The sequence below is a fragment of the Bacillus sp. FSL R5-0585 genome, assembly GCF_038004545.1.
In the GTDB taxonomy this organism is placed as follows: Bacteria; Bacillota; Bacilli; order Bacillales; family Bacillaceae_G; genus Bacillus_A; species Bacillus_A cereus.
Genome location: NZ_JBBORJ010000001.1, coordinates 891,063 through 907,041, shown reverse-complemented (window position 1 = coordinate 907,041; position 15,979 = coordinate 891,063). Strand labels below are relative to the sequence as shown.

The window sequence follows — 15,979 nt, the reverse complement described above, 5'->3', positions numbered from 1 at the left end:
AATAAGTAATTTTTTTTTTAATACTTATATTTAGCTGCCTTTTAACCATTCTAACTGTATTATTTCATCGTTTTATCTATTTATTAAAACCACTTTTGTATTATTGAATCACTAAACTATAAATTCTAAATAGGAGAATAAAATAAATTAGAGAATTACATTGTAACACATATATATAAGTTGTTAATATTAAAATTTAAAACTTTACTATTTTTCATATGCAATATTACATGCGAAAAGCCATAATTTTTTTGTTATACTATGCATGTGGATTTTTCATCCAAAATCCACCCAAACGCATATTTATATATATGCCACCCTAATTGATGAAAGTGAGAAGAGTGTTTATCATTTTTCTCACTTTTTTATTTAGGCTCTGTTAATATTGATTATTGATAAAAAGTATTAAATAAGGGAAGACACCTTAGAGTTGGTGCTTCCCTTATTTGTTGATTATTCAAATCTAAAATAGGTATTTTCTAAACCTATTCTTTGCTTTAATGTTCTGCCCAAAGCATAATTATTTGGTAATTCTTTTTCAATGACACAAATAATATAACCTGCTTTTCCTGTTGTTAAATTAGTTAGTTGTAAGTAGTTAGTGTTGTCGTAGATATAAGAAATAATATATTCATAGAAATTATTTTCTCTATTCATACCAACATTGTACAACCTAACTCTTGCTCCTACCCAAATTTCCTCATCATCATCAACATTACTTAAAGGCATCCATTTCGAGTTATCCAATATTTCACCCTTTTCTTAATTCATTCGTTTATACACGAATGTTGCTAGACACAAACTATCATAAGCATCCGTCATTTCATTGATTAGACGACCACCGACAGAGAAAAAAGACTCAACATAGCTTTTTACCCATTGAAACACTTGCTCTTTTAGTTATTTTTACATTTTGAATCTACGAAAATGAATTCCCTTATAAAAACTCTAACAGAGAATCTTCCTTCCAAATTTCACCTAGGGAATTATTTGTTTTCCAAAAAACCTACCAACATCTTTATCAACTCATTTTAGAATATTTAAACAATAATTCCATATACATTACCTGTATAAATTATTCATTTTCTTTTATATAAGACCTACCTTTTTACTTTTAATAGATTATTAGACATTGGATTATTATACATAAATCCCAAAAACATGCGGTATTTTGTAGAATTTTGTCTATCAATATGTATGTACACCCTTTTGTAGTGGATATAGACTGTGAGGTGTAAGGAGATACCTTACAAAATAATAAAAAGGAGATTATAGAATGAGTAGATTAACAAAATTCTCAAAGTTAGTATTTGCAACTTTAATTGCGGGAAGTAGTCTAAGCACCTTTGTTTCGTCACACAGTGTACAAGCTGACACCTTAGATCCTAATTACCAAGACAATGTAAAATTCATACCACCTTCTAGTGCTAGGCCAAAATTGGAACAAAAAAACACTATTGTTCCAGAAGCAAAAGTTGTTAAAAACCATTATGTAAAGTACTCTAAAGCACATTTCCAAACTAAAGAAAGTATACCAAAAGAGATTTATTATTCTTCAGAAGGCTTTAAGGGCTATATACAGGCAAGTACCGTTTGGGATATGGGAGATCATTTCGCAACACTATATTCCGGAACCGTTATTCGATGTTAGACTTTTAATCCATTCTCCCCTAATGCTTAAAATGATTAATAACTCACTGCCAATACTGTAATATCTATTGTTCATAAAATAAACCACAAAATCTTTCGATTTCATGGTTTATCAAATATAAAGATAATGCTAAACGAATACTCTAACATTACCTTCCCCAAAGTTAATTATAGAGTATTTTCAAAAAAAAGACACTCTTGTAGTGTCTTTTTTATAGTATTTTAAAAAGAATTCCACCTACTAACACCTTTTTGTTGCGCCTATTCGTTTATTTCAATATGATACTTTTCCATCTCGTATATGCAATAGACAATGATAGCTAAACTCCAACTGACACTATAATAATTATGTGTGTAGAAGTCATAGCCCGCTTTAATACCTTTCTCTATTACAACTAATGTAAATCCTAAAGCCACCCATCTGTTAATTTTCATCTTTATAAACGTTAAAGAGATAATTATTAAAAATAAAATATTTGTAAGATGATTTATCATTAGCTCATATTTTTGAATGTATACTGCCATTATACAAGCAACGATATTAGTCGCAATGCCAAAGGCAATCACCGCTCCCCAAACCCTGTCCAAAAGTCCCACTCCTGAGTCAGTCCCTTCCTAAACAAATATCCCTTTCTTTAATTCGTTCCTACACCCTATTCAAGATATGCTAAATTATCCTTGTCTGATGAATATCTATTTATCTTTTCATATAGAGCAAACAAAATTTCTACTCATAATTTTTTCTTTATTAGACAAACTATGTCTAAGCCGTTTGGACTAACGGCTTCACTCTTCTGGTAATGGGATAGCACAATTTATTGAATTGACTAACTCATTCAACCCACTGGCACCGGCAGGCAACAAAATAGTTGTCTGCCATTTTCATGTATACTTTTTCTAATTTCATTTCAAACCAAGTGTGTGCTGTACTGATTTCAAAAGGACAGAATTTCATTTTTTAAAATGTAAAAAAGATAAGGTCCTGTCTACTTTTGGTATAGGACTTTTTCTTTTCACACATACTATTTTTGAACCTGTTTACCAATACGTGTCCTAATGGTATCTTGAATTCCTCCTAAAAAGGGCTGCAGATACGACTGCATGCCCTTTTATTTACGTTGCTTCTCTATATTGAATAAAATAATTAAAAACTAAAAATGTAATATTACATATTTTTTCTGTTCAGATTATGTTAGGATTTACTTCGTAGTCGAATTATGGTTTCGTATCTAATTCAGCAATATGTGAACTGTTTACCTAAAGAAAAGACACCCAAAAGGTGTCTTTTCTTCTTTTAATCTAAAAAACATTTTTTCTTTTCAGTAAGATCCAATTATCCCTCTAACCTAAACCTCATAATTAAAGGCAATTTAATCATGGTACTCAAGAGTTTTCATCCATTTCAATATACCTATAGCTTAATTTAAAATCACATTTCCAGCACTATATTTGCTTTCCTACAGATTTTCTGTCTTGTTCTTAATTCTGTCAAAATCCTCATGTAGCTATACAAAGAATATATGCTACTATGATATTAAGAAACTATGCGTTCCCTTAACCCTGTATCCGGCCCTGTATTTATTACAGGGTCTTTGTTTATTTTATTTACTTTTATTGGCTTATAAGGGTTAATACACAACCAATTTCAATTAAAACCGTTTAAATGTTAGTTAGGATTTGAAAAAATATATCTATTAACTTTTTTAACAAATGTAATCTAATATTAAATTTCTAAATCTATACTGTACTATACACCAGTTAACACTATATAAATAGTATTAACTATCTTAATTGAATATTAGTAATAGTAAGTATAAATATTATCAATTTACTACATCTTACATTTATGTAAAAATAAATACATGTTAAGCTTTTTCAAAATCTTTCCCCTAATAAAGATTTGAAGTAGCATTTCATGATTCTCCTTACTGTTAATATGCCTTGAAAAAGAACCCTATAGGGTTCTTTTTCTTCTCATTATAACCTTAGTAAGTCCTTATTTAACATGCAAAAAGGACTGCTAATTATTTGCAGCCCTTTTACACGTTAATATACACTTGTATTACATGCTTAAAACTTTATTGTATTAGGTATTTATACCAACTAAACATGCCATTATCATTTAGATATATAACACTTCAAAGTTTAGAAGTATACAATAACAAATCTTTCCCAGCTTCCAGCTACATAACTAGTAGCTGTTAATTCTCTACCACCATTTGCTGATATATATCTACCATTACTTAGTGCTTGTAATACATATATCCTATTGTCTCCACCATTATATAAAATAAACTTTTCCCATGCACCAATTGATGTACGATCTGCTACTACTCTACCATTTGGCTCAAACGAAACATACTTCCCATTACTTTTAGCTTTTAAAGCGTACGTATATAATTCCCCAGTCGGAATTAATTCGAATTTCTCCCATTCATTAACTGCATTACGATTTGCTATTATATTTCCCGAAGGCTCAGCCGAAACATATTGTAAATTTGCTGCCTGTATAGCAACTGTCCAACTTCCATTAAATAAATTTACGCCTTTTAGTAAGCCTGCTTTTGATAGATTGGCTGCCGATACATCATTCGATGGTATAATCATCACTATCATTAAAACCACCGACAAAACCATTAAAACTAACCTTTTTGAGATTGTATTACCACTTGCACGTGTTATGAGCCTTTTCATTATCATTCCTCCCTTAATATACAGAACTCATATACATTATACTAAATATGTAAAATATTGTAATAAAAGAAAGGGTTTATCAACAAATACCTTACTATTCTGTTTCTTTTTTCTCAAATCTATAGCACTTAAACATGTATCAATTCTCAAGCGCATTTTTTAAATTATTTTCCCCTGATAAAAAATATAGCAGTTGATGACAACGAGAGTATATATAAAAATGAGAGTATTTTCCTTTCACTTTTCTTTAAATAAAAGCCAAATAGCCGTTCACAATGAACGACTATTTGCATCTAATTAATACTTAGAATGTTTTTCATATTAATCTATTTTGTTTAATCCTGTTGAAGTAACTTGATAGATTCTTTTTTTGCCCATATATTCTTGTTTATTATTCTCAAGATTAATAAGTGTAGCTCGTGTCTTTTCCTTTACTGCATCCCCTTCTATATGGGTAAACTCAATGTAATCTCCCACTTTTACGGACACGATTTGGCTTTCAGCAGTTTGTTGTCTATTTCCCACGATTTCCTTATTGTACACAACACTACCGGTTAAACTCTTTACTGTAATACTTGCATACGTATTATTAAAGTAAGAATGTGGTACGCCTGCTTCTAAGTTCACCTGCATTTTCTCTGTTGTCCTATTATAATCTACTTTTGCGATTTCTCTATCACCATATCCTTTTAATGACCACCCAAAATGATTTCCATCTAAAACCGTTGTTTCTGGCATTTTTTCTACTTTCTTCAAGCCTTCTTTTGTAACTTGATATCTTGCTGTTTTTCCAATGGTTTCATTTTTGTTATTTTCAAGGTTAATTAAAGTTGCTCGCGTTTTTTCCTTTGTTGCTTCTCCTTCTATATGGGTAAATTCAATGTAATCCCCTACCTTGACGGGCACAGTTTGGCTTTCAGCATTTTGTTGTTTATTTCCCACGATTTCCTTTTTGTACAGAACGTTACCAGAAGAATTCTGGACCTTAATACTAGCATACGTACTAGCAAAATAGGAATGTGGTACACCTGCTTCTAGTTTTACCTTCATCTCTTCTACCGTTTCATCATAATCTACTTTTGCAATTTCTCTATCACTATATCCTTTTAATGACCATGCAAACTTGTTTCCTTCTAAAATTGTTGCTTCTGGCATTTTTTCTATTTTCTTCAGGCCTTCCTTTGTAACTTCGTATAGGGCTTTTTTTCCAAAGCTCTCTTGTTTACTATTATCTACATTTGTAAGAGTAGCTCTATGTACACCTTCTAGATGTGTTAACTCTATATAATCGCCTACTTTGACTGGAACTTTCTGCGATTCAGCATTTTGCTGTTTGTTTCCATAAATCTCTTTGTTATAGACCACTTTACCTGATGTGTTTTGCACTTTAATACTTGCATATGTACTATCAAAGTAGTCATGTGGTACACCTGCTTTTAGATCAATTTGCATTTCTTCTGTTGATTTATTTAAATTTACTTTCGCAAATTCAAAATCTCCAATCCCTTTCAGCGACCATGCAAATTCATTACCTTCAAAAATGTTTGAAGATTCATTTTTGATTTGTACCTTTTTCTCAACAGTTTGATCAAATATATCCGTTAATACAATTTTTGCATAAGCATTTGTTGGTAATGATATAGATTGACTGATTCCATTTTGATAAGATTTAATATCATTAATTACGTTAATAGGTTGGCCCGTCATATTTTCATTGTTATAAATTTCAATTTTCCCCTTAAATTGCGGTGTACTATTTTCTTTTAGTTTCCAAGATACATTTAATTTTTCATTTTCATAATATATAGATTGGATATCAAAATCTAGTTTTCCTATTTCAGGTTGAGTAGGTTGATTTAGCGTGAATATTTTTCCTGCCCCAATAGTAGACTGCGTATTACCTCCTGCTTTGACCCATACATATTCTGAAGTAGATCCTCCATCATATTGATAAGTATTATCATGCGTTCCAGAAATACTTTGATTATTCCAAGAACTCCATTGTTTATCAACTAATTTTCGGCTATAACCATTTTTCAAGCGCGCTTCTCGAACATTCTGTCCACTATCAGCCCAGTCTTCTTGAAACATTCCTAAACCATGATTAAATACAACATTAGCAACCGGAAAGTCCATAATTGCAATTTGATGCCATTTATTCTTTGTTACATCTTTCATCCATTGTCCAAATTTAGTATGACCATTTTCTTGCCATGAACGCATTGTCATTGTGTACCAATTGTAGTCTTTCCAACCATAAGTTGTTTGAACCTTCATTCCTGTTCCTTCTCCTCCAAAGGGTCCAGCTTGCGAATTCGGAGATAAGTATTCGGCCTTTATTGCTTCTTTAGAGGAAATTGGATCCCATAAGGCAAAATGTAAAGTACGTTTTCCATTTTCATCAAACCCACTTTGTTGTTGAAAACCAGCATATCCTCCAGCTTCACCACCTGCATTCCAGTTGTGTACAGCCCAGTACGTATAAGGTGGTGTCTGAACTGGTGACCAGTCTATACTAATAATATCTGAGGCAGATATATTTTGGGGACTCACATAAACTGCTGGAGCAGCTGAATGTGTTGCAGCTTTAGTGTGCAAAATAGACGTTCCAAACATAGAAAACATGCTACATGCTGCGGTAATTATAATAACTTTATTAAATCTTTGCTTTGTTTTCTGACTAATCACTAATCTACATCCTTTTCTAATTTTTATTATTGAATACTAACGTAGTAGAGAAATCTATCAAAATTCAAACAACATCCAGTAATTCTTTAAAATACTGGATGTTGTTCTATCTTTACATCTGATTCTTACATATTAATTGATTGTAATTGCTTTCCATAACGATAGTGCAAATATCCAATTCGGGTCACCATTTCCTTGATGATTTTGAACAGCTTCATACACTGTCCCTTGATGTTCTACTTTATCGCCCTTTGTATATGCCTTCTTTGGATCCCATTTTTCATAAGATACATTTTGATCTTTGGTTTTTACAAGAAGAATTTCACTTTGGATTGATGTATTTCCAGCTGCATCTACAGCCTTCACTGCATATTTATATTCCTTATTAACTGTTAAGTTTTGATCAGTAAACGTCGTTCCTTGTACCGTTTGAATCAATTGTCCATCGCGTAATACCTGATATTCTTTTACACCTACATTATCTGTAGAAGGATTCCATTTTAGCTCTACACTGTTAGAAGTAAGGTTGCTTGCATATAATCCTTGTGGCTGTGTTGGAGCTTCTGTGTCCGGTTTCGGATTAACAATTTGATTTACTTTCTTCAGACCTTCCTTTGTAACTTCGTACATGGCTTTTTTTCCAAAGCTCTCTTGTTTACTATTATCTACATTTGTGAGAGTAGCTCTATGCACACCTTCTAGATGTGTTAACTCAATAAAATCTCCTACTTTGACTGAAACTTTTTGCGATTCAGCATTTTGTTGTTTATTTCCATAAATGTCTTTATTGTATACTACTTTCCCTGATGCATTTTGTACTCTAATACTCGCATATGTTTCATTAAAATAATGATGCGGTACGCCTGCTTTTAAGTCTACTTGCATTTCTTCTGTCGATTTATTGAAATTAATTTTAGCAAACTCGAAATCACTAATTCCTTTTAGTGACCATGCAAACTGGTTTCCTTCTAAAATATTATTTACATTAGGCATATCTGGTTTAATTGGATTAGAATCCGTACCCTTCCAAATCTCTGCTGTTAAAATTGGATATCCTAATGCAGCTACTTTTTGAATGGTATCGTTATTTGGACGTAATCCCCACTTCTCAAAGAAAGGAATCAAATTTTGTTTGGCTACTTTTGATGCTGAAATCATAAATAATTGTTTTTTATTTTCATCAGTTTGTGGAAGTTCACTTGAAGGCATGTCTCTATACAATTGATGCAATTTAGGATAGAAATCCTCTCCATACGCTAACTGTAGTTGCCAGAGCATAACAAGTTTTACAAAAACATCACTAATTTCGTCATAATTTTTATTCGTTTGTTCTAGATATTGAAACGCTTTTGGATAAACTCCACTTTTCTCTAAGTTGGATGGTTGATTAAATGCTTTTTCTACAGAAAGGCTGTATATATTATTTTGTACTTCTGTCATATTATAAAACTTCCAGGGTGATTGTTGTCTCAAATGTCCTGCCTCATGCCAAGGACCCCATCCATCTGTTACAAATTTATTAATATCTAACACGTATTGGATTGCATCTCCTACATATGCTGTTCGATAAGAAGTTGCATACATATAATAATCAGGAGAATGATTTTCTTCTACGTAATGAACATAATGTTTATCTACTTGTTCTTCAGATAATCCAGCTACTTTGTCTTGAATTCGAGTAGCTTCATCCATCTTTTTTAAGAGTTGTACAGGATCCGTATTAGAACCCAACAAATATTTCTTAACACGTGCAGGGCTGGCCGTAATTAATACACGTTCGCCTTTTAACTCCACTGCATGTGCATTAGGATACTGGTCCAGCATGTTTATTAAATCTTGTTTCGTATGCTTTCCTAGTTCAAAGAAAGGCGTAGTCGTTCCACCTGTTGTGATTGTTGTTCGAATGGTACCACCTTGTTGTTTATTATAAAAATAAATCAGCCCCCCATTTGGAGATTGGATTGTGTTTATACCAGCTTTTAATGTGAATGATTTTATCTTAGAATCTTCTCTCCAAGAAGCATCATACGAATACGTTCCAATATATACCTGAATATCTTGATTACCTTCTACATTAATCGTTATTTGTTCATTTGGCTTTGCATATAAACCAGTTGGTTCATATGGACTAAATGCCATATTTTTTCTTTCCTGTTGTTTCAGTACCTCAACATCCCCTTTTCCTGGGACCGTAAATACTCTATTTTCTGATTTAACTGACTTTTCACTTTGCAGTGATGTCGATAAATTTTTTTGCTGCTCCTTTTGCTCCGCAAAGACATCTGATGAAGAAATCATTCCAGTCGCAAGCATAGTTACTGTAGCAGTGGCCGCAAGTATTTTTCTAGTTTTATGTTTTGAATTATTCCCCATATTATCTCCCTCATTTTTCCTTAGTGCTCTTAAGTTTTTTTGTTTTCTTCTCCATTTTTTTACAATCTAAGCTATTCATACTATTTAAGTTGTGTCTATTACTCTATATTTTTTCATAAATATCTCCTTTTCTTTATGTATTATTGTATATAAATGTTATTTGATGACACATTAAATAACAAATTTACGATAAACTCATCGATAACAGCCTATTATGTTTTGATTCTGTATTCTAAACTTCCATCCAATTAGAGAAATATATCCAATTGGGGAAATAAGTAAATAAATTACAACATTTAAAGGTTGAGATCTCACGAAAAATTCATAAAACTTTTTTCACTTTAAAGGTTAATACAATTGCAAAGACATTTGTTTAAAACTCCACCTTTTTTATAATAAAAAGCATCTAATTCTATTTGAATTAGATGCTTACTTTTTGTCCTTAGAACAAATATTCTAAACTATTTATGTGCTTGTAAATCTTTTTTTATTACATCCCAGAGTGAATTATCTTGACGCATCGGTTTACCCTCTTCATCCCATTTTATTTTTTCTGTTCCCAATTCATAATTCATCCCTGTCCATGTGTCTTCACGGAATGCATAGAATGATTTATGCCATCCTTTTTGGTTAAAGATAGAAATAAGATCTTGCATGTATTGGGTAGCACCTGGAACAGTACGGTTAATTCCAAACTCCTCTGCAATAATTCGATTAGATGGTACATGATTTTTCTTAGACCATTGTTGAACTGGCTTCAAAAACTTCTCTAATCCCTGTCTATTCCACATTACTGGTTTCTCTAAATCCCCTACTTTTACTAATCCTGGATATTGATATTCCTTGTTTTGTTTTTCACCTTGGCTCGTTAATTCATATGGTTCATACATATGAAATGCGTATAGTGTTTTTTTATCCTCTACTGGTTTTAAATATTTAAAGGCCCATGGAGTAGCATATAAACCTGAATCTAAAATAATCGGTGTTTCTTTGTCCACTTCACGAATGGAGTTAATCACCTTTTCATAAAATCTGTTTAAATCAGCTGTCGTTCCTTTTACTTTTGCATACCATTTCTCGTAATCTTCCGTCCAAAAATCATTATATCTATTATTTTTAGCTGTTTCTGGATGTGGTTCATTTATAATATTATAACCAACCACCGCGGGGTGATCTTTTAATTCCAGAGCGAGGTCCTTCCAAAATTGACTTGCTTGTTCTTGATACTTCTCTTCTTCCCATATTCTGTCGTCATTCTTATTCTTATTAAATTGGCGCCATCGATCACCAGGTAAGGATAACATTGTAAGAACGACTTTCATTCCTTGTGATTGTGCGGCATCTAAATCCGCCTTTAATTTTTCTAGATCTTCCTTTACTAATCCCCGATAGTTATCTGTATTACCTATTAGAAAATCCTTTCCAGAAGTATCTAGTTTATCCTCAAATAGAAAATCTTTATCTTTTGCCCATTTATCAGGTGCTAAACGTACATATTCAATATTAGCTTCTTTTGCACTTTTATAGTTTTCAGGTAATGACGTACTATTCATGAAATTAGTACCCTTTCTTTTCGAATCCCAAAAACTAATTTTTGAATCGCCCTTGTGGTATGTATCAGCTCTTACATTCATTTCCTGTACTCCAAAACTCATCATGCCTAATAACGCAACAATTGGCAAAACTTTTTTCACAACTTTTCCTTCTTTCTCTTTATATTTAACACACATAACATACCTTTGTTTTGTTACAGGAATATGGCAATTTTCCAAAAATACCTTTTAAATTTATACATTGGTAGTTCATTCATAAAAAAAGAAAGAGATAATTAGAACGTTGCTTCATTTTAAAAGAAACAAAAAAGGAATCCTTTACGGATTCCTTTTTGCAATGCACTCTTTTTCAAATGGTACATTTTGCACCTACTTTTAGTATAACTTATAATTCCTATAAAATAAATAAGATTAACTGAAATTTACTTCAAATTGTGATAAAAAACATAATTAAAAAGCGCAGATAACTAAATATCATCCCTTTTATTAAATAAAAAAGATTAAATAATTCCCCCTCCAAACTAGGACCCTTTTACACTGTTTGCAAATATTGTTATAATTAGATAAACTAAAGCATTATCCCATTAACAAAGGGACTCCATAATTGGAGTCCTTTTGTTAATTAGCTATTAAAAATGATAGCATGTGATTATTGTATAATTTCTTCCTTTTTTAGATCTGCATATTCGTCTACGAAATCCCATAAACCTTGCTTTTCGAAGTAAGAAATACTTTTTTCACTTCTTCTAAGAGTTTAATTGCTTCATCTTTATTAAGAGAACGTAAAATATTGAAATGATATACATACTCTTCATTTCCTAATTCCATACAAACTGCTAATCCTTTTTCAATAAGTTCTTTTACAATATTTGTTTTTCTTAGCTTATAGTGTTCACGCGCTTGTAAGAACATGCTTTAAAATGGGCAATATTCTTCTCTGTCACTTCTGATAAATGACGAATTGCTAATTTAGATAAATTTTGAGTTGCATATAATAGTCCTAGATTATGCCTTACTATTAAAATCAATTTTTCTTCATTATGTTTTTGCAAAAGGTCAATGGAACGATTGAAATGTTCTTCCGCTTTTTCAAATTGCTTTAAGAATATACGAGCTGTCCCTAATGCGGTTTCACAAGAAGCAACTTTCACCTCATATCCCATTAGCCCTAAATACAAGGAATATAGATACTTATTTTACTTTCAAAGGCTGAAACCTTGCTGCATAACTACTGAAAATAAAGTGAAAAGACGTTCAAATCCATATGGATAGATCGTCTTTTCACTTTATTTCATACATATACTGATTTTTCACTTATTCATTTTGTATTGTACTTAAAAAACCAATAAATTCATCTTCATTTACAGGTTTACTGTAGTAATAGCCCTGAATTAGATAACATGCATTACGTTGTAACACTGTTAATTGTTCCTTCGTTTCTACCCCTTCTGCTATCACTTTCATGTTTAAAGTATGAGCAAGTGAAATAATGGTTTGTATAATTTCATCTCCATCAGTAGAAGTTCCAATCCTATTAACAAATTCTCTTGGAATTTTCAAAGTATCAATTGGATAAAGAGGCAGATACGCTAATGAAGAATAACCTGTACCAAAATCGTCAATTGATAAATGTACACCATATGATTTTAATGCTTTTAACTTCGATAAGGTTTCCTTTTCATCTACCATTGCTATTCGCTCTGTTAATTCCAAATCAATCGAATTAGCAGGTACTCCTATCTCTTCTATGGTAGATATAATGGTTTGAACAAAATCTTTCTGTTCAAACTCTATAGCTGATAAATTTATCCCCATCTTTAGATTTGAAAAGCCCGCAGAATGCCATTCTTTCAGTTGTTGACACGCTTTCTGTAACGTCCACTTCCCAATTGAAATAATCTGCGCCGTTTCTTCTGCGATAGGTATAAACTCAAAAGGAGAAATCAGCCCAAGCTCTGGATGTTGCCAACGTATTAAAGCCTCTGCACCAATAACCTTACCTGCCTTACTATCAATTTGTGGTTGATACAATAAAAACAACTCATTATTTTCAATTGCATTTGGTAAATCCTGTTCTAATCGTAATCGACGAGTTACTTGTTGAGATAATGTCTCGTCATACATACAAACAGCATTGTTACCTTTTTCCTTTGCGCTATACATAGCGATATCAGCGTGTTGTAAAAGTGTAGTAGTATTTATTCCTCCAAATGGATACACTGCTATTCCTATACTAAGAGATAAGTAAAAACTATGCTGATTTACTACAAATGGTTCTTCAGTTATACGAAATAGAGTTTTACACAAATCCAATAGCTGTTGCTCTGTTTGGTTATGGACAATGATCGCAAACTCATCACCACCTATTCTTGCTAGAGGAATAGTCGGTGACAGACATGTCCTAAAACGTTTGGCAACTTCTTTTAAAACCTTGTCACCAATCGAATGACCCAATGTATCATTAATAGTCTTAAAGCGATTTAAATCAATATACAGGAGCCCAAACTTATCCTGTGTTTTTTGTGCACGCTTAATAGATCTATCTAATTCTTGTTGGAAGAATATACGATTTCCAATCTCCGTCACCGTATCATGGAATGCAAGGTAATTTATCTCTTCCTGTTGTTGTTTCATCCTTGTTATGTCTTTTACCATTACATAGCTCCCAAAGGTTTGTCCTTCTATCATAATAGGAACTATAGTGACATACCAAAAGAGTATATCCTTCTCATTGTTATTTTTCACACGTAACTGTAGTGAAGATGAACTACATCGTTTCCCTTTCTTTATAGCTACTTCCAATTCAGATTTATCTTCATCTAAAAAAATAGAGAAGCACTCTTTCCCTATCAATGCAGCACTTTCTTTTCCTAATAACATACTTCCAGCCTGGTTTATATTTAATACGATACCGTTTGAATCAATCGTTAAAATAGGATCCGGATGATACTCATATAATGACTTAAATCTCTCTTGATTTTTTACTAAATCATTAGATTTATTTATTAAATCCCTTGTTCTTTGAGATACTGTTTGTTCTAATTGATTATTAAACACTTTTAATGTTTTAGTTAACTCTTTGTTTTGCATTCGTACGATTGTATGACGAATCAGTACAAATACAAAAGCAATACAATTTCCCGTAATTAATGTAGCTGAAGAAGTTTGCTCTTTCAAAGTAAAGCCAATTAAGACTGCAACTGCAAGATAAGGGAATATACCAAGAAGTTTCTCTCCAAATGTCGGATTAATAATAAAATAATTTCTTTTAGAAGAAGTATTCTTTGGGATTGTAGCAGCAATAGCGATAAATAATAGGAAAACTCTATACAAACACCTTAAAAATATAACTGAACGCTCTGACAAATCACCTTGTAAGTAAAAATACAAATAGTCCGTAATAGCCAATCCAGTTAATACTAGGATAAAAATAAACAATTTACTTTTTGCATTGAAAATAGCAGGTCGAAAGATCAGTGTAACTCCAAGTAATAGAAGCAATAAATCTATAATCGGAAAAATAAATGAGAGAAAAACATCTCCAATTGATAAGAATAAAATATTTGCAGATGGTTTATTAAATAGGTACCACTCTAATGTAAAAATAGCAGTAACAACAATGCATAAATCACAAAGTAAATACGCTTTCTCCCATTTGTTACATTCCATCATAATTTTATAAAAGAACGCAAAAAGAAAGAAGAATAAGAAAAACAGTAGAAATACATCAGAAATATTAAAATTTTGTATTGGCAATTCTACATTAAGTACTTGAAAAGCGGATATGAAATTCCCTATCAAAAAACACCCTATTGCAATAGTAATGCAAACCCAGAATACTCCTAACTTAATTTTTTGGGATAATATAGAATACAGTAATGAGATAAATACAGTAGTTTCAACGACTAAAGATGATAGTCGGATATTAAAATCTGATACGAAATAATGATTCGGAAAAACAAATAAAAATATAAAGCAAAAGCTTATATAAGTTATTAAAGCCAATATCAATACATAAAATTGCACATATACATGTTTACGCAATGGATTCACCTTCTTGATTTTTCTATACTTTTATTAAAAAATGGCTTGATGGTGGCACAAGTCCTACTAATTAAAATGTGTGCTACCTATTATCCATATTATGACCTTTTTAAAAGATTTCTTTCTACACACAACAATCTTATTAACTTTTTGTAGATGTTTACAATTATCAATACTGAGGATTCTAAAAAGGATAAGCTGAAAAATGTAATTTTTTAAGTATTTGAGCATCGTAAATTTGGCGGGTACAACTTATCTACTCTTTACATATGAGATAGAATCTACTCCTCTATTGGATTATAGTTGCTATCTGTCACACTTAAAAAGGAATGAAAATATACTATCATTAAAATAGAAATTCAAATTAGTTTACGAAACCAACCGTAACTATTATAGTTACACAAAAAGTTGATGTCAATTTCATATCCTCCCTTTTTAACGGACAAAAGACATGACCTATTGAACAAAAATGTGATGTTTATAAAAAGGGCGGTAAAGTTTTATCTCCTTACTCAAAGAATTATAAATGATTTAGAATTAGATGAAATTGAAGCTAATATTGCATCTCCCTAAAAAGAATGTTACTCTAAAAATAGAATTATGAAAGGAATGATGGATGAATAATGATTAACTAATTTATATTTTAAGTTGAATTTTATAACTTCAAACTACAAAATATAGGGTTAGTCTATCCATTTTTAAAATTCAGTTCATACTTTATTTGTCATGATTCAAATGATTAATAAGTACTTATTAAGTATAGACGAAAGACTAATCCTTCCGATTACAAATTGGGGGATTTTTTTATTCCCGTTTGTCTTAGTTGAAACTTACTAATTGTTAAATGTACTTCACAAATAAAGGAGCGAGAAAAATGAGTACTTCAGATACTATTGTTACACATGTAATGCTCTATATAAGTCGTTAATATCCATCAAACTTATATAGAGGAATTAAAAAATGGATGGATGTTCCGA

Annotated in this window: 8 protein-coding genes and 1 pseudogene; 1 reads left to right on the top strand and 8 read right to left on the bottom strand. The window is 31.5% G+C overall.

Annotated features, from left to right (window positions below; translation table 11 throughout):
• Positions 1–453 precede the first annotated feature (453 nt).
• Positions 454–729, bottom strand: coding sequence for a hypothetical protein (locus MKY38_RS04740; RefSeq protein WP_065224305.1), 276 nt, complete (start codon positions 727–729; stop codon positions 454–456).
• Between the two features lie 547 nt (positions 730–1,276).
• Between MKY38_RS04740 and MKY38_RS04735 the strand changes: the two genes are divergently transcribed.
• Positions 1,277–1,651 (top strand): hypothetical protein, encoded by a 375-nt coding sequence (locus MKY38_RS04735; RefSeq protein WP_000088960.1) that lies wholly within the window; start codon positions 1,277–1,279, stop codon positions 1,649–1,651.
• A 260-nt stretch (positions 1,652–1,911) separates the two neighbouring features.
• Here the strand turns inward: MKY38_RS04735 and MKY38_RS04730 are convergent, their stop codons facing one another.
• From MKY38_RS04730 to MKY38_RS04700, 7 genes and pseudogenes are all read right to left on the bottom strand, one after another.
• Complete coding sequence (locus MKY38_RS04730) at positions 1,912–2,247, bottom strand: hypothetical protein (protein WP_025708929.1); 336 nt, start codon at positions 2,245–2,247, stop codon at positions 1,912–1,914.
• A gap of 1,548 nt (positions 2,248–3,795) precedes the next feature.
• Complete coding sequence (locus MKY38_RS04725) at positions 3,796–4,344, bottom strand: fascin domain-containing protein (RefSeq protein WP_025708930.1); 549 nt, start codon at positions 4,342–4,344, stop codon at positions 3,796–3,798.
• 321 nt (positions 4,345–4,665) lie between these two features.
• The gene (locus MKY38_RS04720; RefSeq protein ID WP_341048221.1) at positions 4,666–7,032 is read right to left on the bottom strand and encodes a putative mucin/carbohydrate-binding domain-containing protein; all 2,367 of its coding nucleotides are present in this window, start codon (positions 7,030–7,032) and stop codon (positions 4,666–4,668) included.
• 132 nt (positions 7,033–7,164) lie between these two features.
• On the bottom strand, positions 7,165–9,405 hold the full coding sequence (locus tag MKY38_RS04715) for a M60 family metallopeptidase (protein WP_048535921.1): 2,241 nt from the start codon (positions 9,403–9,405) through the stop codon (positions 7,165–7,167).
• Positions 9,406–9,866: 461 nt separating this feature from the next.
• A complete protein-coding gene (locus MKY38_RS04710; RefSeq protein ID WP_074619236.1) occupies positions 9,867–11,135 on the bottom strand; it encodes a glycoside hydrolase family 5 protein in 1,269 nt (422 codons plus the stop codon).
• Positions 11,136–11,631: 496 nt separating this feature from the next.
• Positions 11,632–12,118, bottom strand: a pseudogene (locus MKY38_RS04705) (tetratricopeptide repeat protein); the annotation flags it as partial.
• Between the two features lie 154 nt (positions 12,119–12,272).
• A complete protein-coding gene (locus tag MKY38_RS04700; protein WP_025708933.1) occupies positions 12,273–15,002 on the bottom strand; it encodes a sensor domain-containing protein in 2,730 nt (909 codons plus the stop codon).
• Positions 15,003–15,979: the final 977 nt, after the last annotated feature.

Coding starts and splice junctions, on each gene's coding strand:
- MKY38_RS04725 (WP_025708930.1), bottom strand. CDS start 4,344: ATGAAAAGGCTCATAACACGTGCAAGTGGTAATACAATCTCAAAAAGG.
- MKY38_RS04735 (WP_000088960.1), top strand. CDS start 1,277: ATGAGTAGATTAACAAAATTCTCAAAGTTAGTATTTGCAACTTTAATT.
- MKY38_RS04710 (WP_074619236.1), bottom strand. CDS start 11,135: ATGTGTGTTAAATATAAAGAGAAAGAAGGAAAAGTTGTGAAAAAAGTT.
- MKY38_RS04715 (WP_048535921.1), bottom strand. CDS start 9,405: ATGGGGAATAATTCAAAACATAAAACTAGAAAAATACTTGCGGCCACT.
- MKY38_RS04740 (WP_065224305.1), bottom strand. CDS start 729: ATGCCTTTAAGTAATGTTGATGATGATGAGGAAATTTGGGTAGGAGCA.